Raw genomic sequence first — 18,608 nt, 5'->3', positions numbered from 1 at the left:
CCGGATCAACACGATGTGGTCTGCCCGTTTTCTGAGTTTGGGCTGGGGCGCCGGCTTTCTGCACATGCTAGAATAGAGAGCGTTATACCGACACAGTCTGCGAGAGCGGGGGAAAGCGTGTGAGGCAGCCAATCCGCGTCACTGTCTGGAATGAATTCCGCCACGAGAAGACGGATGCGAAGGTGCGGGAGGTGTATCCGGAAGGGATTCATCATACTATCGCTCAGTTTTTGGCCGCAGACGGCCACCAGGTGCGCACGGCCACGCTGGATGAGCCCGAGCACGGGCTGACGGAGGGAGTCCTGGATCAAACCGACGTGTTGGTGTGGTGGGGACACATGGCTCACCAGGAGGTGGCGGACGCTGTCGTTGAGCGTGTAATCCAGCGTGTGTGGCAGGGGATGGGACTGATTGTCCTGCACTCGGGACACTTCTCGAAGGTGTTCAAGGCGCTGATGGGAACCTCGTGTGACCTGAAGTGGCGCGAAGCCGGCGAGCGTGAACGGCTGTGGGTGGTCAATCCGAGCCACCCGATAGTCCGCGGTTTGGGTGAATACTTCGAGCTCCCGCACGAGGAGATGTACGGAGAGCACTTTGACGTGCCGACACCGGACGAGGTGGTGTTTATCAGTTGGTTTCCAGGCGGAGAGGTGTTCCGCAGTGGCCTGACCTACCGCCGCGGCCGGGGCAAGGTATTCTACTTCCGGCCTGGACATGAGACCCATCCGACGTATTACGACGCGAACGTGCAGACGGTCATTCGCAATGCGGTCCGCTGGGCGGCGGACAACGGCGGCGTGGCGCCCACGTACGGCAATCACAAGCCCATCGAGTCGCTGTAGAGCGATGGATTCAGCCTCCTCGTGCTGTCTTTGCAGCCAGATGCGTAAGGACTTGACCAGATACGTCATTCTCATCCACGGCGGCTTGTGATTTAATCACAGGTGCGTGCGCCTGGGCAGAGCGTTCGCTGCAAGATGGTTGCGCTTTCCACAGCATGGACCGGAAAGGACGGCGGATCATGGCGAGACAAGTGGCTTTGCAATTGTATTCCGTGCGCGAGCCGGCGGCAGAGGATTTTGTCGGCACGCTGCGGCGGGTTGCTGAGATGGGTTATCAAGGCGTCGAGTTTGCCGAGTACGGCGGTTTATCGGCCGTGGACCTGCGGGCGGTGCTGGATGAGTTGGGGCTGACCGCGGTGGGAAGCCACATCAGTTTCGAAGCGCTGGACACCCGTTTGGCGGAAGAGGTGGCGTATCAGGAAGCTCTGGGCAGCCGTTACGCGGTCTGTCCGTATCTCGATCCCGCCTGTCGCTTCAATCCAAGTCAGCCAGAGGCGTGGCAGCACACCCTGACGGTGCTGGAACGGGCCGGTCGGGCGTTCCGGGACGTCGGCATTCGGTTTGGCTACCACAATCACTGGTTCGAGTTCGAGGAAAAGGTCGGCGATCAGTGGTTGTTTGATGCGCTGTTTGCGGCCACGGAGGCCGACTTGGTGTGTGTGGAGCTGGACACCTGCTGGGCCGAGCGGGCCGGTCAGAGTGCGAACGCTTATTTGGCACGCTACGCGGGCCGTGTACCGCTCATCCATCTCAAAGACATCCGCCGCGGAGCCGACGGGGAAGTCCAGACCGTGCCGCTGGGCGATGGCGACATACAGTTGCGCGCGGTCGTCGAGGCGGCGGACGCGGCCGGCGTGGAGTGGTTGATTGTCGAGCAGGATTACTCTGAGTCGGATCCGCTGGCCGATGTGGCCAAAAGCATGCAGTGGCTGCGCGAAAACGGAATCGTGACCGCCCGCTGAGCGTGGATGGAGACAGGAGGTCAACTGCAGATGGCGGACAAGTTGCGAGTAGGCGTCATAGGCGCGGGGGGAATCGCCCAGTCGATTCATCTGCCCAATTATCAGAAGCAGGCGGACAAGGTGGAATTGGTGGCCATTGCCGACGTGGCCCACGAACGGGCCCGGCAGGCGGCCGAGCAGTTTGGCATTCGGCACCACTATGCCGATTACGAACAGATGTTGCGCGAGGTGGAGTTGGACGCAGTCAGCGTCTGCACACCCAACAAGTTCCACGCGCCGGCCGCCATCGCGGCGCTGCAGGCGGGCTGTAACGTCCTGTGCGAGAAACCCCCGGCGATGACGGTGGCGGAGGCCGAGGCGATGGCGGAGGCGGCGGCTCGCTCCGGCAAGATACTGACCTATGGCTTGCACTACCGCTATACGCCGGAGGTGCTGGCGCTCAAACGGTTCATCGACGCGGGCGAATTGGGCGAGGTCTACGCCGCTCGTTCCCATGCGGTGCGCCGCCGCGGCATCCCCGGTTGGGGAGTGTTCACGAACAAGGAACTGCAGGGTGGCGGCGCTTTGATTGACATCGGTGTGCACATGCTGGATACGGCACTGCACCTGATGGGTTATCCGGAGCCCGAGCTGGTGATGGGCAGCACCTATCAGCGCCTCGGCACCCGCAAAGGTGTCGGCTTGCTTGGGCAATGGGACTGGCAGAACTTCACGGTGGAAGATATGGCCCGTGGTTTCATCCGCTTCAAAAACGGGGCCACACTGGTGCTGGAGGCCGCGTTTGCGGCGAACGTCGAGAAAGCGGACGTGATGCAGGTGCAGCTGATGGGCGTGGAGGGCGGAGCCGACGTCTTCCCGCTGAAGATCTACCAGGAGAAGCAAGACACCCTAATTGACGTGACTCCCGTGTACCTGCCGAAAAAAGGCGGCCATGAGGCCGAGGTCGAGGCGTTTGTGGCCGCATGCCTGGGCGGCCCCAAACCGCTGGCGACTCCGGAGCAGGGTGTGACCCTGCAGAAAATCATCAACGCCGTCTATCAATCGGCAGAAACCGGGGAAGCGGTGCGCATCGGTTAATCCACCCCGCGCCTGCCGACCGGAGGGAGCACCGCAGGCAGCCCGAGCGGCCCTGGCCGTCCGGGTTGCCTGCGCTTTACATGATGCTTGATCTCCACATGGCAGGACGGGTGGCGGGGCATCCAGACGGGCACCACGGAGTCGCCGAGGGGTGTGAGAGATGGGACAGGCCGAATACAGCCTCGGGATTGACATTGGGACCACCTCTGTCAAGGTGATAGCCTTTTTAGACGGCGCGCCGGCGGTGCGCGCCAGCCGCCGCGTGGCGATGCTGCCGGCGGACGTACAAGGAGCTCGCGAGCAGGACGTGCGCGCGGTACATGGAGCGGTCATGGAGGCGCTGGGTGAGGTGAGCGCGCAGCTCGTGGGCGGTCGTGTCCGCTGCGTCGGTTTCAGTGCGGCCATGCACAGTCTGCTCGCGGTGGATGCCGCGGGGCGCCCCTTGACCGGCGCGCTCACGTGGTTGGACACTCGGGCCACGCCCCAGGCCGACGCCATATGGGCAACTTCCCTCGGACGCGGGGTGTATGGGCGCACAGGCACGCCCATCCATCCGATGTCGCCGCTGCCGAAATTGGTCTGGCTGCGCGAGGAGCGGCCGGAAGTGTTCAACCAGGCCGCCCGGTTTGTCTCCATCAAGGAGTGGATCTGGCACCGTTGGTTTGGGGAGTGGGTGATTGACCATTCGATGGCCAGCGCCACCGGCTTGTTCGACATTCGCCGCCAGGTGTGGGACGAACAAGCGCTTACCCTAGCCGGTGTCGACGCCGACCGCTTGAGCCAACCGGTGCCCACATCCCACTCCCGTCATCCGGAAGCCGGGAGCGAACTGGCCGCGCTCGGTCTGGACGCGTCGGTCAGCATGAATATCGGCGCGTCGGATGGCGTCCTGGCCAACCTGGGCGTGGGCGTCGTGGACCACCGGGCGATGGTGTTGACCATTGGCACCAGTTGTGCGGTCCGTGTGGGCAGCGCCCGGCCCGTAGCCGATCCAGAGACACGTCTGTTTTCCTACATCTTAACTACGGGCCGGTACGTCGTGGGGGCGCCCAGCAACAGCGGCGGAGTGGTCCTGGACCATTTGCATCGGAGTCTGTTCAACGCGGCTGCAGCACCGCCTCTGCCGGAGCTGTTGGCCCAAGCGGGAGCGGTGGAGAGCGGTACTCTTGTTTATCTGCCGTATGTAGCGGGCGAACGGGCGCCCTTGTGGAATGCCGCAGCGACGGGGGCGTTGATAGGACTCACCACACAGCACCGCCCTGAGCACGTGGTGCGCGCGGCTGTCGAAGGGGTGTTGCTCAACGCCCGCTGGATGGCCGAGCGGCTGATGCAGGGGGTGGGGCAGCCAGAGCGTGTGGTGGCCTGCGGCAAGCTGTTTGCTCTGCCGTGGACGCGGCAATTGGCGGCGGATGTGTTCGGCGTGCCGGTGCAGACGGCCGAAGCCGCGGACGCTTCCACCCTGGGGGCCGTCCTGTGGGCGGAGATCTGTGCGCGATGGCGGACCTGGAATGACGTGGCGCCACCAGCGCCCGAGGAGTTGCACCAGCCTGACCCGCGCCGGCACACCCTGTGGACGGAGCGGCTGCGCCGGTTTCAACAGCTGGCAGGCGCTTTGGGCCTGACGACAGAGGATTCCCCCGTAACTGCGCAGGGACCGTAGCGGTCACCTGCGGCCGCCACGTCCCCCGCGCATGCCCATCCCTCCAATTCCACCGACGTGGGGGGAGACAAAGACCCGGGAACGCGATGGATAGACTGTTCCCATGGGTCCGCCGCCATTGTGGGAGAACAGGGGCAATACCATCGAGAGGACAATGACGAGCGCAATCAAAAAAGCGAGCATGTGTTCTTTCATGTAACACCTCGTTCCCGGTCGGCCGGCTCATCACCGCGCGGCTCTTGGCCGCAGGCGGCTTGAGTCTGTCCGGTACACGCGTCAGGGGCTGCGGCGCACATAATAGCCCAATCGTGTGGAGATCTCTCGTCCTACATCCAACAACTGGCGGGCCAACGTTCTCACCTTGTCGGGCGTGAAACGGTAGGTCGGCCCGACCACCGTGACCGCGCCCACCACCTTGCGCGTGTAGTCGCGCACCGGCACGGCCACCGACGATACCCCGTCCCGCAACTCTCCTTCACTGGTGGCAAAGCCTTGGCGGCGGATGTCCTCCAGTCGGAGCAAAAGCTGCTCCGGGTCGGTGATGGTGGTGCGTGTGTAGCGGGTGAGGCCGCGCCGGATGACCTCCTGGATCAACTCATCCTCTTGAAAGGCAAGGATGGCCTTGCCGGAGCTGGTACAGTGCAGCGGGTTCTTGCGGCCCAGGTGGGTCAGCATGGGCACCGGGTGTTTGGACTCTATCTTGCTCACGTAGACGGTTGACAGGCCTTCCAACACAGCCAGGTGGACGGTCTCATCAAATCGGTTTACGAAACTCTCCAACAGGTGCTGGCCCTCGCGGTAGATTTCCAGGTTGGACATCAGGATGCCGCCCAGGGTGAGCACCGACAGGCCGAGCCGATAGCGGCGGGTGGTTTCGTCTTTGCGCACGAAGCCGTTGCGCTCAAGAGTCGTCAAGATCCGGTGCACGGTGCTCTTGCCAACCCCCAATCGCAGCGCGATTTCGGTCACACCCAGTTCCGGCTCTTCCATGGAGAAACACTGCAGCACGCGCAGCGCCGTGGTCAGAGATCGGAGTGCAGGTTCCTGCCCGTCTGCGGGTGTCTGTCCCTGCATAGCCGCCACCACTCCCGGTAATGAATGCGCTTGCTTGCCCTCATTCTATCACGCTTGATTGGCGCCGGTATAGCCTGTGCCGGGCCTGGACAACCGCTCCGCCATCCAGTCCACCAGTGTCAATCCGTACTCGGTTCTCAGCTCGTCAATGTCGCGGATGTCCACCACGTGTCCGTCGGCCATCAGTACGGCGGTATCAAGCAGCGGTTCGATTTCCGCCACCTCGTGGGTGGACATGATGAGCGTTTGCCGGCTCAGGTCCACAAAGGACAAGAGCCCTTTGAGAATCGATTGCCGCACCAGCGGATCAAGACCGGAGAGCGGTTCGTCCATCAATACTAAGGGCGCCGTACGGGACAACGCCAGCACCATCTTCAGTCGTCCCAGGTTCCCTTTGGACAGATCTCCGGCCCGCTGGCCTGGCAGAAGGCGCATGAATGCGAGCATCTCGCGCGCCTTGGCGGCGTCAAAATCGGGGAACAAGCGCTCGTGGAACGTTATCAGTTCGGCCGCCGTGTAGAACCCGTACAGGGCATCCATATCCGACATATAGGAAACGCAGCGGCTCATCCGCCGCTCTGCCTGTTGACCGCAAACGTACACGCGGCCGCGGCTCGGGCGGATGAGTCCGGCCATCAGCTTGAGCGTCGTCGATTTGCCGCTGCCGTTGGCGCCAATCATGCCGATGATGCGCCCGGCTGGCAACGAGAAGGTGAGGTCCCGCACAGCGTACCGGAAGCGGTAGCGCTTCGACACCTGTTCAAATTGGACGATGGATGACGGCTTCACTCCGTTTTTCCTCCTTGTTGTGCAGCGTCCGGGCCGCGCTTTATGTGGGCCCGCACGCCCTCGACAATTTCCTCCTGGCGAAAGCCCATCTCCGTCATGTCCCTGACAAAGGAGGCGATCCGCTCGTGCATCAGTTCTTCGCGCAGTGTGCGCAACCTCGCTCCATCTTCTGTGACAAACGTCCCCTGTCCTCGCCGGGTCTGTGCCACCTGCATCCGCTCCAATTCCGCGTACACACGCTGCACGGTGTTGGGATTGACGCCCGCCGCCATCGCCATGTCGCGGACGGACGGCAGTTTGTCACCAGGCTTGCGGTCTCCGCGGACAATTTCCCGGCAGATTCTATCCGCCAGTTGCAGATAGATGGGCTGCGGCGAGCGAAAGTCATCACCCATGACTCACACCTCTACCTTTTTGTCCAACAACCAGGCGCAGACGGCGTAGACCACCGCCAGCAGCACGAGCGACCACAGCAGGTCTCCTGCATAAAAATGATACAGGGACAAAGTGTGCGGCCCATGTCCGGGCCATGTCCAGCGGTCGGGCACAGTGAGGGTGATGGGCCATCGGCCCCAATCCGACAGCCAATGGTACGGTCTGGAGTGCTCAAGGGCGCCGACACCCCAGGTGCCCAGCCCCACAATCCCCAAACCGACCAGCCAGCGCCAGCGGCCCAGTTGATGTCTGGTGGCCTGCATCACCAGCGAGACCAGGGCGGCCCAGATGGCCATGTAGATGGCGAGGGCGAACACGGCGGCCGTCAACAGGCACGCCAGTTGCAAGTCAAAGTAGAATATCTGCGCATCGGTGATGCGCGCAAGCGCTCTGAGGTGTGCATCGTCCACGGCGACAATCCAGACAGTGCCGAGACCGGTGACGCAAAAGGAGATCAGCATCTGAATCAGTCCGCTGGCAAACTTGGACGCCAACAGGGCCCATCCGGGCTGCGGCAGGTGCAGCCACAACGGCGACGTCTTGCGCCACTCGCGCGCGAGGCTCATGTACACGTAAATCGGCAGAAAGAACGCGTGCAGCAGCAAAAGGGACAGAGTCAGCGCCGTGGCGCCTCCGTCGTGTGTGCGATACGCCAGATACAGGAGAAGGCTTTCTATGACCACGATGCCGATGAGTGACACGAGGTCGTTGTTTCGGCTCAGGCGCAGGTCTTTGCGCAGGATGGTCAGCCAAGACGACATAGGCATCCTCCCTCGTGGTTGGCATGGCGGGGTGTCCGTCATCCATGCCCTAGAGAAATAGTGTACTAATACAATAGTACACTAGGACACTTCCTGTCAAACGGCTTATAGGGAGCCTGAGGGCGTCACAATCGCGTTGGCCTTGGCGCCTGTTCCGCAGACAGGAACAGCCCTGTAGTCTCTTCCTTCTATCGGTGCTACGATGGCTGAGAAAACGGATTCATATCGTGGCGCTGGGGAAGGACGGGGGCGGGCGCCGGGTCTTCCCATCCTTGCGGCGCCACTTGAAAAACGGGAGGGGACCATAGATGAGTCTCGAGTTGGCCATGATTTCGCCTCACACCCCGCGCATTTGCCACGAGGACAAGATCCCCGAGTTTCAGCGTCCGATGGTGGAGGCCATGCGCAAGACGGCCGAGATCATCGAGCAGGTGGAAGCGGACGTGATGGTGTTGGTGTCCTGCCACTGGATGTCCAGTTTCGAGCACTACGTGGACGCGGGCGCGCGCCACACGGGGGTGCTGACGGCCGTCGAATGTCCGGATCTTATCAGCGATGTCCCGTACGATTATCCAGGCCACCCTGAACTGGCCCAGCAACTCGTCGCGGCCGGGAAGGCACAAGGGCTGCCCATTGTCGGCATTGACGACCCCTCGTACATCTGGGATTACGGCACGGTGGTGCCGCTGCGCTATCTGTTGCCGCGGCGCAAGATTCCGGTGGTCGATCTGTCGGTCTGCTGGGCCGCCTCGCTGGCTGAAACGCAAGAGTGGGGGCGGGTCATCGGGCAGGTGCTGCGCGAATCGCCGCTGCGCACCGTGTTTGTGGCCAGCGGCGCCTTGGCCCACAACCTGCGCCGGGGAGCGCACAACTGGCCCAATCGGACGGAGCAGGCGCTGGACAAAGAGTTCTGCCAGCGCTTGGTGGAAGGGGACCTAGAAGCCGCGGGGGAGATGCTGCCCTCGTACGCGCGCGCCGCCACTTTGGAGGCGGGCGGTCGCCACGTCGCCATGTTGCTCGGCGTCCTCCAGGGCAAGTACAAAGGGGTGTTGCACGGGTACGGTCCTTCGTCCGGATCGGGAAATCCGGTGTTGACCCTGCACCCGGTGGCGTAGACCGCGCAAACAAGAGAATCCTGCCGGCGTGCGCGTGACAACTAGACTGGGAGATGGAGAGGAGAACTTGTGATGGAAAAGATCTTGCATTTCATCGACGGCCAGTTTGTGGAGTCGCAGTCTGGCCGCACGTTTGACAACGTCAACCCGGCCACCGGCGAGGTCATCAGCCAGGTGGCGGAAGGGGGCCGGGAGGAGATCAACCGTGCCGTGGCGGCGGCCCGAAACGCCTTCCGCAGCTGGGGCAAAACCCCAGCCCAGGAGCGGGCGGCCGTCTTGAACCGCATGGCCGACCTGATTGAACAGCGCCTGGACGAACTGGCCCGCCTGGAGACGCTGGACACGGGCAAACCTCTGTCCCTCTCGAAGACGCTCGACATCCCCCGTGCGGCGGCCAACTTTCGCTTCTTCGCCGATTTCGTCAAGGGGCTGGGCACCGAGTGTTTCGAGATGGACGGGGTGGCGCTCAACTACGCGCTGCGCCGGCCTGTCGGGGTGGCCGGGCTCATCTCGCCCTGGAACCTGCCGCTGTTGCTGTTGACCTGGAAGGTCGCCCCCTGTCTGGCGGCCGGCAACACGTGCGTCATCAAGCCAGCCGAGCTGACGCCGACGACGGCCGCCAAGTTGGCGGAAATCGCTAAGGAGGCCGGGCTCCCCGACGGGGTGTTGAACGTTGTGCACGGGTTTGGCCCGGACGCTGCGGGCTCCTTTTTGACCGAGCACCCGGACGTCAACCTGATCTCCCTGACCGGAGAGACCACCACCGGCAAGGCCGTGATGCGGGCCGCGGCCGGATCGCTCAAGCGGTTGTCGTTTGAGCTGGGAGGCAAGAACCCCAACATCATCTTTGCCGACGCTGACCTGGAGGACGCCCTTACCGTCAGCCTGCGTTCGTCGTTCAGCAACCAGGGCGAGGTCTGCTTGTGCGGATCGCGCATCTATGTGGAGAGGCCGCTGTATGAAGAGTTTGTGGCGAAGTTCGCCGACCGCGCGGCGAAGCTGCGCGTGGGCGATCCGTTCGATCCCGCGACGGATGTGGGCGCCCTCGTCAGCGAAGAGCACCTGGCGCGCGTGGAAGGCTTCATCGAGCGGGCGGTGGCGCAGGGGTGCCGGATTCTCCTCGGCGGCAAGCGGCCTGCGCACATGCAGCGCGGATACTATCTGGAACCGACCATCATCGTCGATGTGGACGAATCGTGCGAAATCGTGCGCCAAGAGGTGTTTGGCCCGGTGGTGACGATTCAACCGTTCGATACCGAGGAAGAGGTCATCGCCATCGCGAATGACACGCACTACGGTCTGAGCGCGACCATATGGACAACCAACTTGAAGCGGGCGCACCGCGTGGCCGGTGAGCTGGAGGCGGGTATCATCTGGATTAACACCTGGTTCCTGCGCGACTTGCGCACGCCTTTTGGCGGCATGAAGGAGAGCGGCATCGGACGCGAGGGCGGGGTCCACAGCTTCGAATTCTACTCCGAGTTGAAAAATGTCTGCGTCAAGCTTTGAAGCGGCGGGCGGCGCGCCCGCCCCGGAATCCAGGAGGTGGCGACAGATGTCGGATGCGAAGCTGGACGCGCTGACCGAGACGCTGGCCGATGCCCTCTGGGAGGCCGAGCAGTACGGCCGTCCCATCGCTCCCTTGACGGCGGAGCATCCGGACCTGACGCAGGAACAGGCGTACCAGATACAGATTCGTAACATCGAGCGCAAGCGCACCTATGGGGATGAGGTGGTCGGCTACAAGGTGGGGTTGACCAGCCGGCCGATGCAGGAGATGCTGGGCGTGCATCAGCCGGACTTTGGCCACCTGCTGCGCTCCATGCGCTACGGAACGGGGCAGGTGGTCGATTTTCCGTTGCTGCAGCCCAGGGTCGAAGCGGAATTGGCGTTTGTGCTTCGCTCGGACTTGGACGGGCGTGACGTGACGGTGCAGGACGTGCTGGCGGCCACCGAATACGTGCTGCCGGCGATTGAAATCATCGACAGCCGGATTGCCGACTGGCGGATTCAGCTGGCGGACACCATCGCCGACAACGCGTCCTCGGGGTGTTTTGCCCTGGGCGACACGGCGACGCCGGTAACGGGCCGCAATCTGGCGGGTGTCGGCGGGGTGCTCCGGGTCAACGGTGAGATTGTTCAGACCGGGGCGGGCGCCGCGGTGCTCGGACACCCGGCGCAAGCCGTGGCCTGGCTGGCCAACACGTTGACAAGCCTGGGCACCACCATGCGCGCCGGAGACGTGGTCCTGTCGGGGGCCATCAGCGCCGCGGTGCCGGTGCGGCCGGGGGACAGGGTGTCGGTTTCCTTTGGCCGGCTGGGCCGCGTCAACATCACCATCGGCGAGCCACAAGCGGCAGGACTCGCGCGGGTGGAAGCGAAGGGAGATGTGCTGCCATGAGCAAGTTGACGGCGGCGATTGTCGGTTCTGGCAACATCGGCACCGACTTGATGGTGAAATTGCTCCGCAGCGACTGGTTGGAGCCGCGTTGGATGATTGGAATAGACCCGGAGTCGGACGGACTGCGCCGGGCCCGTGACGCCGGCTTAGAGACCTCGGCCGAGGGGCTGAAGGCGGTGCTGGATGCGGGGGTGCGGCCGGACGTGGTGTTTGACGCCACCAGCGCCAAGGCGCACGTACGTCACGCCAAGCTCCTGCGCGAGGTGGGGATACAGGCCATCGACCTGACACCTGCGGCGCGCGGCCCGTACGTGATCGCCGCGGTCAACCTGGAGGAGCACCTGGACTCGCCCAACGTCAACATGGTTACCTGCGGCGGGCAGGCGACGGTGCCGATTGTCTACGCGGTCAGCCGTGTGATCGGGGTGGAGTATGCGGAGATTGTCGCGACCATCTCCAGCCGTTCCGCCGGTCCCGGAACACGTCAGAATATCGACGAATTTACGGAGACCACAGGGAAGGCGCTGGAGGTTATCGGGCAGGCGCGCAAGGGCAAGGCCATCATTATCCTCAATCCGGCCAATCCGCCCATCCTGATGCGCGACACCATCTATTGCGTGATTGACGATCCAGCCCCGGACGTGTTTGACCGCGTCCGCGAATCGATTGAAAGCATGGTCCGGCACGTGCAGACCTACGTTCCCGGTTATCGTTTGAACCGGGAGCCCATCCTCGACGGCCGCGTGGTCAGCGTGTCCATCGAAGTCGAAGGGCTGGGCGATTACCTGCCGGTGTATGCGGGCAATCTCGACATCATGACCGCGGCGGCCGTGAAGTTTGGCGAAGAATACGCCAAGCACCGGTTGTCTGTGGTGAAGGGGTGAGCCACGATGGCAGAGGTACAGCGCATCTCCGTGACGGACGTGACGCTGCGCGACGGGATGCACGCGGTGCGCCACCAGTTCAGCCTGGAGGACGCGAGGGCGATTGCCGGCGCCCTCGACAAGACGGGCGTGGCGCTGATTGAGGCGACTCACGGCGATGGACTCGGCGGCAGTTCGATTCAGTACGGGTTTTCCAAGGAAGACGAGGAGGCATACCTGCGGGCGGTCTGCGAAGCGGCTCCGCACACCAAGGTGGCGGCCCTGCTCCTGCCGGGGATTGGCACGGTCGAGCACCTCAAGCGCGCTGTCGCCTGCGGCATTCGGGCGGTGCGCGTGGCCACCCACTCGACAGAGGCGGATATCTCGGAGCAGCACATTCGGGAAGCGCGTTCGCTGGGATTGGACGTGGTCGGGTTCTTGATGCTCTCGCACATGACCGAGACACCGGTCTTGGTCGAGGAAGCGAAGAAGATGGCCAGTTACGGCGCGCACTGCGTCTACATCGTCGATTCGGCGGGCGCGATGCTGATGGACGAGGTGACGGAAAAGGTATCGGCCCTCCGCGACGCCCTGCCGAGCGAGGTGCAGGTCGGATTCCACGCGCATAACAACCTGGGCTGCTCCGTGGCCAATTCCCTGGCCGCGATTCGCGCTGGGGCGGTGCGTATCGACGCCAGTCTCGCCGGGCTGGGAGCGGGCGCGGGCAACACGCCGCTGGAGGTGTTCGTCGCGGCCTGCGAAAAGTCGGGCATCGACACCGGGGTCAATCTGTACGCCGCCATGGACGCGGCTGAGGACGTGCTGGGGCCGCGCATCAGCCGGCCGGTGCGCACCGACAGGGCCAGCCTGACGTTAGGCTACGCGGGCGTCTATTCGAGCTTCTTGCTGCACGCGGAGCGCGCCTCGCAGCGTTTTGGGGTCGACGCGCGCGACATCTTAGTGGAGTTGGGCAAGCGCAAGGTGGTCGGCGGCCAGGAGGACATGATTGTGGACGTGGCCGTGGAACTGGCTGCACACAAGTGAGTCCATCCACGCGCTCCGTTCGGGGGCGAAGCGGCCGGCTGGGCCGAAGCGCTTGCCGGCGCTGAGCGCGAATCCATCATAGGTAAGGGAGGGAAGGCGCGATGGACTTGCGGGCCATTGCCGAGGAAGTGTGGCGGCATCAAGTTGATGCCACGGAGATGCAGAAATTGACAGAACGGTACCCTGGCCTGACGGTCGCCGACGCGTACGAAATCCAGCGCCTGAATACGGACAGAGCCTTGTCCCAGGGCGACGTCCTGGCGGGCTGGAAAATGGGCCTGACCAGCCGCGCCAAGCAGGTGTCGGTCGGGGTTGAAGAACCGATATACGGCCGCCTGTTTCGCTCCCAGGAACTGACTGACGGCGAGCTGTCGCTGGCCGGACTCATCCATCCGCGCGTGGAGCCGGAGCTGGCGTTCGTGTTCAAACACCGTCTCGCCGGTCCGCAGGTGACCGCACGGGATGTGTGGCTGGCGACCGAGTGCGTGATGCCGGCGGTGGAAATCATCGACAGCCGCTACCGCGACTTCTCTTTCACTTTGGTCGATGTGATTGCAGACAACGCCTCGTTTGCCCGCTTTTGGCTGGCGGATCAGGCGTATTCTCCGTACCACTGCGCGTGGGACGAAGTCGGTGTGGCCGTTCGCCAAAACGGTGAGGTCAAGCAGACGGGGGCGGGCGCGGCGGTGCTTGGCCACCCCGTGCGGGCGGTGGTGCAGTTGGCGCGCATGCTGGCTCAAGTCGGGCAGGCCGTGGAACCGGGGATGGTGGTGCTGACCGGCGGCATTACCGAAGCCATTCACCTGCACCGTGGCGACGAGGTGGTTGTGGATTTTGACGGCTTGGGTGAGCTGCGCCTGAATATACGGGATTGAAACGAGGAGGGAGTCGCATGCCGCTCATCCAGTTGCACATTGTCGAGGGTCGATCCGAAGCTGTCAAGCGTCAATTGATCACCGAGGTGACCGAGGCGGTGCACCGGGCTTTGGGCAGCCCAAGCGAATCGATTCGGGTGCTGCTCTACGAACTGCCGAAACAGCACTGGGCGGTCGGCGGGAAACCGTTGTCGGAGCGAGAGCCGTGAGTACGGGAGGACTGGCCAGCTCGGCCGAGCGTGCGCCGTACGACGTACATACCCATTTCATCCCAGAGGCGGCAATGGAATGGCTGCGTGCCGAGCGGCGCGTAGGGACGCAGTGGGAACAACGCACTCCGGACAAAGCCCCATTTCTCACTGTCAACGGCAGGTGGGCGTTCGAATTGAAACCGGAGTTTGTCGAGGCCGGCCTGTACCTGGCCGCGCAGCGTGCGGCCGGGGTCGCGCACTCGCTCGTGTCGCCGGTGCCGCAGTTGTTTTTGTACGAGTCGGAGCCGGAGGTGACAGCCGAAGGGGCGCGGGTGTACAACGACGCCCTGGCCGCCTGGGTGCGCGAGCACCCGCAGGCGCTCAGCGCTCTGGCCACGGTGCCGCTCAACCGCCCCGAGTGGGCGGCTGCGGAATTGGAGCGGGCGATGGGCCGCGGATTGCTGGGGGCCATCATCGGGCCTGGGTGTGGGGAGAGGCTGCTCGGCGACGAGGCGTTTCGGCCCCTGTTGGAAGCGGCGGATGCCCACAAGGCGATTTTGTTTATCCATCCGCTGCTCAACATGGACCCGCGCATTCAGCGTCGGCGCATGCCGAACCTGATTGGGGTGCCGTGGGAGACGACCGTTTGCGCGGTTGACTTGATGCTTAGCGGCACCCTCGACAGGTACCCGCGCATCCGTTGGCTGTTGGCGCACGGTGGAGGCTATCTGCCGTACCAGATGGGCCGCTTGGAGCAAGGCTGGCAGGTCTGGCCGGGCGTGCGGAGCGAAATGTCGATGCGGCCGTCCGACTACCTGCGCAGGTTCTACTATGACAATGTCCTGTGGGATCAACGGGTCGCCCGGTTGCTGTTGGAAGTGGCGGGAGCCGAGCGCGTGTTGCCTGGCTCCGATTTTCCTTTCGACCTGTGCGCCTGGCCGCCGGCGGCTGCCCAGGCTGACGCGACCGCTTTTCTCGGGCTCGCGCACCGACCGTTTCGTACACAGGAGTGAGGATGGGGAGCACGTTTTTCAGGTGTCTGTTCATGCCCTTTGAATCGACTCCGGTATTTCGGCAAGAAGCGGTGGATAGACGCAATAATCGCAATAAACTCCATCAAGCGGGTGCAACCCTCGTCGCGCGGGCCCAAACTTCTCCGCGCGCGGCTTGCATCCGCTGTGCTGTTATCCCTATGATGTAAATTGGGTTTAGCACTCAAGTGTACAGAGTGCTAATAAACGATGGAATTGGAGGTTGGGGTATGAGCGCAACAGTCACCAAGCACTCGCTTCGCCCGCTTGCCGACCGGGTTGTGGTGCGCCCGGTGGAACGGGAGGAAAAGACGGCCAGCGGCATTGTGCTTCCGGATACGGCCAAGGAGAAGCCTCAGGAGGCCGAGGTGATTGCAGTGGGTCCCGGGCGTTTGGAAGATGGCAAACGAGTGGCGTTGGACGTCAAGGTCGGGGACCGGGTGTTGTATTCCAAGTACGCCGGCACCGAGGTGAAGGTGGACGGCGAAGAACTTCTCATCCTGCGCGAGAGCGACATTCTTGCGATTGTCCAGGCGTAACCCCGTCAGAGAAAATCATCCAGTCGATTGGCACACGCGTTTTCGGGAGGGACAAAGATGGCAAAAATCATCAGGTTCCAAGAGGATGCCAGGCGATCGATGATGCGCGGCGTCGATGCCCTCGCTGACGCCGTCAAGGTGACGCTGGGCCCGCGAGGCCGCAATGTGGTGCTTGAGAAAAAGTTCGGATCGCCGCTCATCACCAACGACGGTGTGACCATCGCCAAGGAAATTGAGCTGGAGGATCCGTACGAGAAAATGGGTGCCCAACTGGTCAAAGAGGTGGCCACCAAGACCAATGATGTCGCCGGTGACGGCACCACCACTGCCACCATTCTCGCCCAGGCGATGATTCGCGAGGGGCTGAAAAACGTGGCGGCCGGCGCCAATCCCATGGTGCTGAAGAAAGGCGTCGAGAAGGCGGTCGATGCGGCTGTCGCGGAGATCAAGAAAGTCGCCAAGCCGGTTGCGGGCCGCGCCAACATCGCCCAGGTGGCGGGGATTTCTGCCGGCGACGCGGAAATCGGCGAGATGATTGCCGACGCCATGGAAAAGGTCGGGAAGGACGGCGTTATCACGGTCGAAGAGTCGAAGGGCTTCACCACCGAGTTGGAGGTGGTTGAAGGCATGCAGTTCGACCGCGGCTACATCTCCCCCTACATGGTCAGCGACAAGGACAAGATGGAAGCCGTTTTGGAGGATCCGTACATCCTCATCACCGACAAGAAGGTGAGCAATATCCAGGAGATCCTGCCGGTGTTGGAGCGGGTGGTGCAGACCAGCAAACCGCTGCTGCTGATTGCCGAGGATGTGGAGGGTGAGGCTCTGGCTACCCTGGTCGTCAACAAGCTGCGCGGGGTCTTCAACGCGGTCGCTGTCAAGGCTCCCGGCTTCGGTGATCGGCGCAAAGCGATGCTGCAGGACATCGCCATCCTGACCGGTGGCCAGGTGATTTCGGAAGAACTGGGACTGGAGCTGAAGAATACGCAACTCGATCAGCTCGGACGGGCCCGCCAGGTCAAGGTCGACAAAGACAACACCATTATTGTCGACGGCGCCGGCCAAAAAGCGGACATCGATGCTCGCATTCAGCAGATCAAGGTGCAGATTGAGGAGACCACGTCCGATTTCGACCGCGAGAAGCTGCAGGAGCGACTGGCCAAACTCTCCGGCGGCGTTGCGGTTATCAAGGTAGGGGCCGCCACGGAGACGGAGTTGAAGGAGAAGAAGCTGCGCATGGAGGACGCGCTCAACGCGACCCGGGCGGCCGTCGAGGAAGGCATCGTCGCCGGCGGCGGGACGGCTTTGGTCAACGCCATCTCGGCGCTTGATGGCATCCAGGCGAAGGAGGACGAGTTGACCGGGGTCAACCTGGTCCGCAAAGCGCTGGAAGCCCCCGTCCGCCAGATTGCCGAAAACGCGGGTGTCGAGGGTTCGGTGGTTGTGGAACGCCTGAAGAAGGAGCCGAAGGGAGTCGGGTACAACGCTGCCACCGGTGAGTGGGTGGACATGATGCAAGCTGGCATTGTCGATCCGGCTAAAGTCACGCGTTCCGCCCTGCAAAACGCGGCCAGCGTCGCCGCGATGTTCCTGACCACCGAGGCAGTCGTGGCCGACAAACCGGAGAAGGAAAAGCCCGCACCCAGCAATCCCGGCGGCGGGATGGACGACTTCGATATGTGACCCATCCAACGGTAGTGTGGAAGCGGGCCCGCAGCGCGGCCATGGGGAAGGGAGGGCACGCATCCTTGTCCCCGGCGCTCGGGCCCGTTTTGTGTCTTCAATAAACAACTTCAATCGTGTTTGTGATCACGGGATGACACTGCAAGCCCCTCTATCCGCCGCATACATCGTACGCTCCATGTCCCACCGACGGATGAGGATATATTTTCACTGGCCCGGAGGTCAAAGAGATGTTTTATCAGCCGTTGTTTGAGAATGATGTCCCAACCCTTCGCGACTGAGCGAAGGAAATTCAACACGGGTTCCCTTCGCCAGTGGACATACCAGTCCTGCATATGACGGAGGGATAAATATGAAGTCACGCTATTTGGGCGGACTGTACATGGCACTTGCCGCAAGCATTTGGGGTGGTATGTACGTAGTCAGCAAGGTCCTGCTGAAAAACATCGAACCACTTGCGCTGGTGTGGATTCGATATGGAATAGCCCTTCTCACACTGGCAATCAGCATCCTCGCCACAAAACAATCTTGGAGGATTGGATGGCGGTATCTACCACATGTTACTGTAATTGGAATCGTCGGCTATGCGCTCTCCATTTGGACGCAGTTCCTTGGAACAAAGCTTTCGACAGCCCAGATGGGCGCGATGATTACATCGGCAACACCAGCGTTCATGGTTGTATTCGGTCGACTGATCTTGGGCGAGAAGATAACTTTCCGAAGAGCGCTTTCGGTCGGACTAGCGACCTTAGGTGTCTTCCTGATTGTCGGAATCGGCGGGTTCAGTCACTCCTACCAACTTGGAGGCGTCGTCTTATTCATCGCTGCTCTGACATGGGCTTTGATGTCCGTTGTCGTGAAATTGGTTCCCGAAAACTACTCACAACTGACTGTGACTTTCTACGCAATCTTGATTGCGACCTTATGCATCACGCCGACCGCGGTGGAGCCATTGATTCATGTGTCGCCGAGTACGTGGCTACAACCCAATCTATGGGGTGGCGTTCTATACTTAGGGGTTGTTTCCACAGCAGGCGCATTTTTCTTGTGGAATAAGGGTTTGCAGTTGGTTGATGCGTCATCTGGGGGACTGTACTTCTTTTTTCAGCCGCTTGTAGGGACATTTCTGGGATGGCTGATCCTTGGAGAAGTCGTTGGAGTTTCTTTTTGGGTTGGAGCGATACTGATTCTGTTCGGCGTTGCACTTGTTGTCAAAGAGTCTTGAACAGCCAGGTCTGTGTACGGAGCGGCAGACATGTCTGTCGC

General features: G+C 62.4%; 20 protein-coding genes. 15 read left to right on the top strand and 5 right to left on the bottom strand.

The genetic code is table 11. The annotated features are described in order from the left end of the window. Positions 1 to 131 precede the first annotated feature (131 nt). The 4 genes from AK2_RS14330 to AK2_RS14315 all read left to right on the top strand — a co-directional run bounded on the left by AK2_RS14330 (position 132) and on the right by AK2_RS14315 (position 4,541). Positions 132 to 842, top strand: a complete 711-nt coding sequence (locus AK2_RS14330) for a ThuA domain-containing protein (protein ID WP_067936004.1) — start codon at positions 132 to 134, stop codon at positions 840 to 842. Between the two features lie 179 nt (positions 843 to 1,021). Then, a complete protein-coding gene (locus tag AK2_RS14325) occupies positions 1,022 to 1,804 on the top strand; it encodes a sugar phosphate isomerase/epimerase family protein (RefSeq protein WP_067935956.1) in 783 nt (260 codons plus the stop codon). A 30-nt stretch (positions 1,805 to 1,834) separates the two neighbouring features. Next, entirely contained in the window at positions 1,835 to 2,881 is a 1,047-nt protein-coding gene (locus AK2_RS14320; protein WP_067935952.1) for a Gfo/Idh/MocA family protein, read from the top strand. Positions 2,882 to 3,041: 160 nt separating this feature from the next. Next, the gene (locus tag AK2_RS14315; RefSeq protein ID WP_067935949.1) at positions 3,042 to 4,541 is read left to right on the top strand and encodes a gluconokinase; all 1,500 of its coding nucleotides are present in this window, start codon (positions 3,042 to 3,044) and stop codon (positions 4,539 to 4,541) included. Between the two features lie 3 nt (positions 4,542 to 4,544). On the opposite strand, the gene AK2_RS14310 is transcribed toward AK2_RS14315, so the two are convergent. The 5 genes from AK2_RS14310 to AK2_RS14290 all read right to left on the bottom strand — a co-directional run bounded on the left by AK2_RS14310 (position 4,545) and on the right by AK2_RS14290 (position 7,600). Further along, positions 4,545 to 4,736 (bottom strand): hypothetical protein, encoded by a 192-nt coding sequence (locus tag AK2_RS14310; protein ID WP_067935946.1) that lies wholly within the window; start codon positions 4,734 to 4,736, stop codon positions 4,545 to 4,547. An 81-nt stretch (positions 4,737 to 4,817) separates the two neighbouring features. Beyond that, positions 4,818 to 5,615, bottom strand: a complete 798-nt coding sequence (locus AK2_RS14305; protein ID WP_067935942.1) for an IclR family transcriptional regulator — start codon at positions 5,613 to 5,615, stop codon at positions 4,818 to 4,820. Between the two features lie 48 nt (positions 5,616 to 5,663). Further along, positions 5,664 to 6,404 carry an ABC transporter ATP-binding protein gene (locus AK2_RS14300; protein ID WP_245632925.1) on the bottom strand — a complete coding sequence of 247 codons (741 nt, stop codon included), beginning with the start codon at positions 6,402 to 6,404 and terminating at the stop codon, positions 5,664 to 5,666. Continuing rightward, positions 6,401 to 6,799 carry a GntR family transcriptional regulator gene (locus AK2_RS14295; protein ID WP_067935940.1) on the bottom strand — a complete coding sequence of 133 codons (399 nt, stop codon included), beginning with the start codon at positions 6,797 to 6,799 and terminating at the stop codon, positions 6,401 to 6,403. The genes AK2_RS14300 and AK2_RS14295 overlap by 4 nt, the downstream gene beginning before the upstream one ends. 3 nt (positions 6,800 to 6,802) lie before the next feature. Further along, the gene (locus AK2_RS14290; protein WP_067935936.1) at positions 6,803 to 7,600 is read right to left on the bottom strand and encodes a hypothetical protein; all 798 of its coding nucleotides are present in this window, start codon (positions 7,598 to 7,600) and stop codon (positions 6,803 to 6,805) included. A 308-nt stretch (positions 7,601 to 7,908) separates the two neighbouring features. On the opposite strand from AK2_RS14290, the gene AK2_RS14285 reads away from it, so the two are divergent. The 11 genes from AK2_RS14285 to AK2_RS14235 all read left to right on the top strand — a co-directional run bounded on the left by AK2_RS14285 (position 7,909) and on the right by AK2_RS14235 (position 18,567). Next, on the top strand, positions 7,909 to 8,715 hold the full coding sequence (locus AK2_RS14285) for a DODA-type extradiol aromatic ring-opening family dioxygenase (RefSeq protein ID WP_067935933.1): 807 nt from the start codon (positions 7,909 to 7,911) through the stop codon (positions 8,713 to 8,715). Between the two features lie 72 nt (positions 8,716 to 8,787). Continuing rightward, complete coding sequence (locus AK2_RS14280) at positions 8,788 to 10,224, top strand: aldehyde dehydrogenase (RefSeq protein ID WP_067935930.1); 1,437 nt, start codon at positions 8,788 to 8,790, stop codon at positions 10,222 to 10,224. A 46-nt stretch (positions 10,225 to 10,270) separates the two neighbouring features. Next, positions 10,271 to 11,116, top strand: coding sequence for a 2-keto-4-pentenoate hydratase (locus tag AK2_RS14275; RefSeq protein ID WP_067935929.1), 846 nt, complete (start codon positions 10,271 to 10,273; stop codon positions 11,114 to 11,116). Then, positions 11,113 to 12,000, top strand: a complete 888-nt coding sequence (locus tag AK2_RS14270) for an acetaldehyde dehydrogenase (acetylating) (RefSeq protein ID WP_067935927.1) — start codon at positions 11,113 to 11,115, stop codon at positions 11,998 to 12,000. The genes AK2_RS14275 and AK2_RS14270 overlap by 4 nt, the downstream gene beginning before the upstream one ends. Positions 12,001 to 12,006: 6 nt before the next feature. Beyond that, positions 12,007 to 13,023, top strand: coding sequence for a 4-hydroxy-2-oxovalerate aldolase (dmpG, locus tag AK2_RS14265; RefSeq protein ID WP_067935923.1), 1,017 nt, complete (start codon positions 12,007 to 12,009; stop codon positions 13,021 to 13,023). A gap of 101 nt (positions 13,024 to 13,124) precedes the next feature. Further along, complete coding sequence (locus AK2_RS14260; protein ID WP_067935920.1) at positions 13,125 to 13,898, top strand: 2-keto-4-pentenoate hydratase; 774 nt, start codon at positions 13,125 to 13,127, stop codon at positions 13,896 to 13,898. 17 nt (positions 13,899 to 13,915) lie between these two features. After that, positions 13,916 to 14,107, top strand: coding sequence for a 2-hydroxymuconate tautomerase (gene thmT, locus AK2_RS14255; protein WP_067935917.1), 192 nt, complete (start codon positions 13,916 to 13,918; stop codon positions 14,105 to 14,107). After that, positions 14,104 to 15,102, top strand: a complete 999-nt coding sequence (locus AK2_RS14250; protein WP_281180675.1) for an amidohydrolase family protein — start codon at positions 14,104 to 14,106, stop codon at positions 15,100 to 15,102. Before thmT ends, AK2_RS14250 begins: the two co-directional genes overlap by 4 nt. A gap of 248 nt (positions 15,103 to 15,350) precedes the next feature. Beyond that, positions 15,351 to 15,659 carry a co-chaperone GroES gene (gene groES, locus AK2_RS14245; protein ID WP_067935912.1) on the top strand — a complete coding sequence of 103 codons (309 nt, stop codon included), beginning with the start codon at positions 15,351 to 15,353 and terminating at the stop codon, positions 15,657 to 15,659. A 57-nt stretch (positions 15,660 to 15,716) separates the two neighbouring features. Then, positions 15,717 to 17,342: a chaperonin GroEL gene (gene groL, locus AK2_RS14240; RefSeq protein WP_067935907.1), complete on the top strand. Its 1,626-nt coding sequence runs from the start codon at positions 15,717 to 15,719 to the stop codon at positions 17,340 to 17,342. A 352-nt stretch (positions 17,343 to 17,694) separates the two neighbouring features. Further along, the gene (locus AK2_RS14235; RefSeq protein WP_067935904.1) at positions 17,695 to 18,567 is read left to right on the top strand and encodes a DMT family transporter; all 873 of its coding nucleotides are present in this window, start codon (positions 17,695 to 17,697) and stop codon (positions 18,565 to 18,567) included. Positions 18,568 to 18,608 lie beyond the last annotated feature (41 nt).

The sequence above is a fragment of the Alicyclobacillus kakegawensis NBRC 103104 genome (genome assembly GCF_001552655.1).
GTDB lineage: Bacteria > Bacillota > Bacilli > Alicyclobacillales > Alicyclobacillaceae > Alicyclobacillus_G > Alicyclobacillus_G kakegawensis.
This window is presented reverse-complemented; position numbering and strand designations above follow the sequence as displayed.

What these genes read in the sequence shown, in the direction of transcription:
- AK2_RS14290 (WP_067935936.1), bottom strand. Translation starts at nt 7,600, where the DNA reads ATGTCGTCTTGGCTGACCATCCTGCGCAAAGACCTGCGCCTGAGCCGA.
- AK2_RS14285 (WP_067935933.1), top strand. Translation starts at nt 7,909, where the DNA reads ATGAGTCTCGAGTTGGCCATGATTTCGCCTCACACCCCGCGCATTTGC.
- AK2_RS14295 (WP_067935940.1), bottom strand. Translation starts at nt 6,799, where the DNA reads ATGGGTGATGACTTTCGCTCGCCGCAGCCCATCTATCTGCAACTGGCG.
- AK2_RS14275 (WP_067935929.1), top strand. Translation starts at nt 10,271, where the DNA reads ATGTCGGATGCGAAGCTGGACGCGCTGACCGAGACGCTGGCCGATGCC.
- AK2_RS14325 (WP_067935956.1), top strand. Translation starts at nt 1,022, where the DNA reads ATGGCGAGACAAGTGGCTTTGCAATTGTATTCCGTGCGCGAGCCGGCG.
- thmT (WP_067935917.1), top strand. Translation starts at nt 13,916, where the DNA reads ATGCCGCTCATCCAGTTGCACATTGTCGAGGGTCGATCCGAAGCTGTC.
- AK2_RS14305 (WP_067935942.1), bottom strand. Translation starts at nt 5,615, where the DNA reads ATGCAGGGACAGACACCCGCAGACGGGCAGGAACCTGCACTCCGATCT.
- groL (WP_067935907.1), top strand. Translation starts at nt 15,717, where the DNA reads ATGGCAAAAATCATCAGGTTCCAAGAGGATGCCAGGCGATCGATGATG.
- groES (WP_067935912.1), top strand. Translation starts at nt 15,351, where the DNA reads ATGAGCGCAACAGTCACCAAGCACTCGCTTCGCCCGCTTGCCGACCGG.
- AK2_RS14270 (WP_067935927.1), top strand. Translation starts at nt 11,113, where the DNA reads ATGAGCAAGTTGACGGCGGCGATTGTCGGTTCTGGCAACATCGGCACC.
- AK2_RS14260 (WP_067935920.1), top strand. Translation starts at nt 13,125, where the DNA reads ATGGACTTGCGGGCCATTGCCGAGGAAGTGTGGCGGCATCAAGTTGAT.
- dmpG (WP_067935923.1), top strand. Translation starts at nt 12,007, where the DNA reads ATGGCAGAGGTACAGCGCATCTCCGTGACGGACGTGACGCTGCGCGAC.
- AK2_RS14280 (WP_067935930.1), top strand. Translation starts at nt 8,788, where the DNA reads ATGGAAAAGATCTTGCATTTCATCGACGGCCAGTTTGTGGAGTCGCAG.
- AK2_RS14315 (WP_067935949.1), top strand. Translation starts at nt 3,042, where the DNA reads ATGGGACAGGCCGAATACAGCCTCGGGATTGACATTGGGACCACCTCT.
- AK2_RS14235 (WP_067935904.1), top strand. Translation starts at nt 17,695, where the DNA reads ATGAAGTCACGCTATTTGGGCGGACTGTACATGGCACTTGCCGCAAGC.
- AK2_RS14310 (WP_067935946.1), bottom strand. Translation starts at nt 4,736, where the DNA reads ATGAAAGAACACATGCTCGCTTTTTTGATTGCGCTCGTCATTGTCCTC.
- AK2_RS14320 (WP_067935952.1), top strand. Translation starts at nt 1,835, where the DNA reads ATGGCGGACAAGTTGCGAGTAGGCGTCATAGGCGCGGGGGGAATCGCC.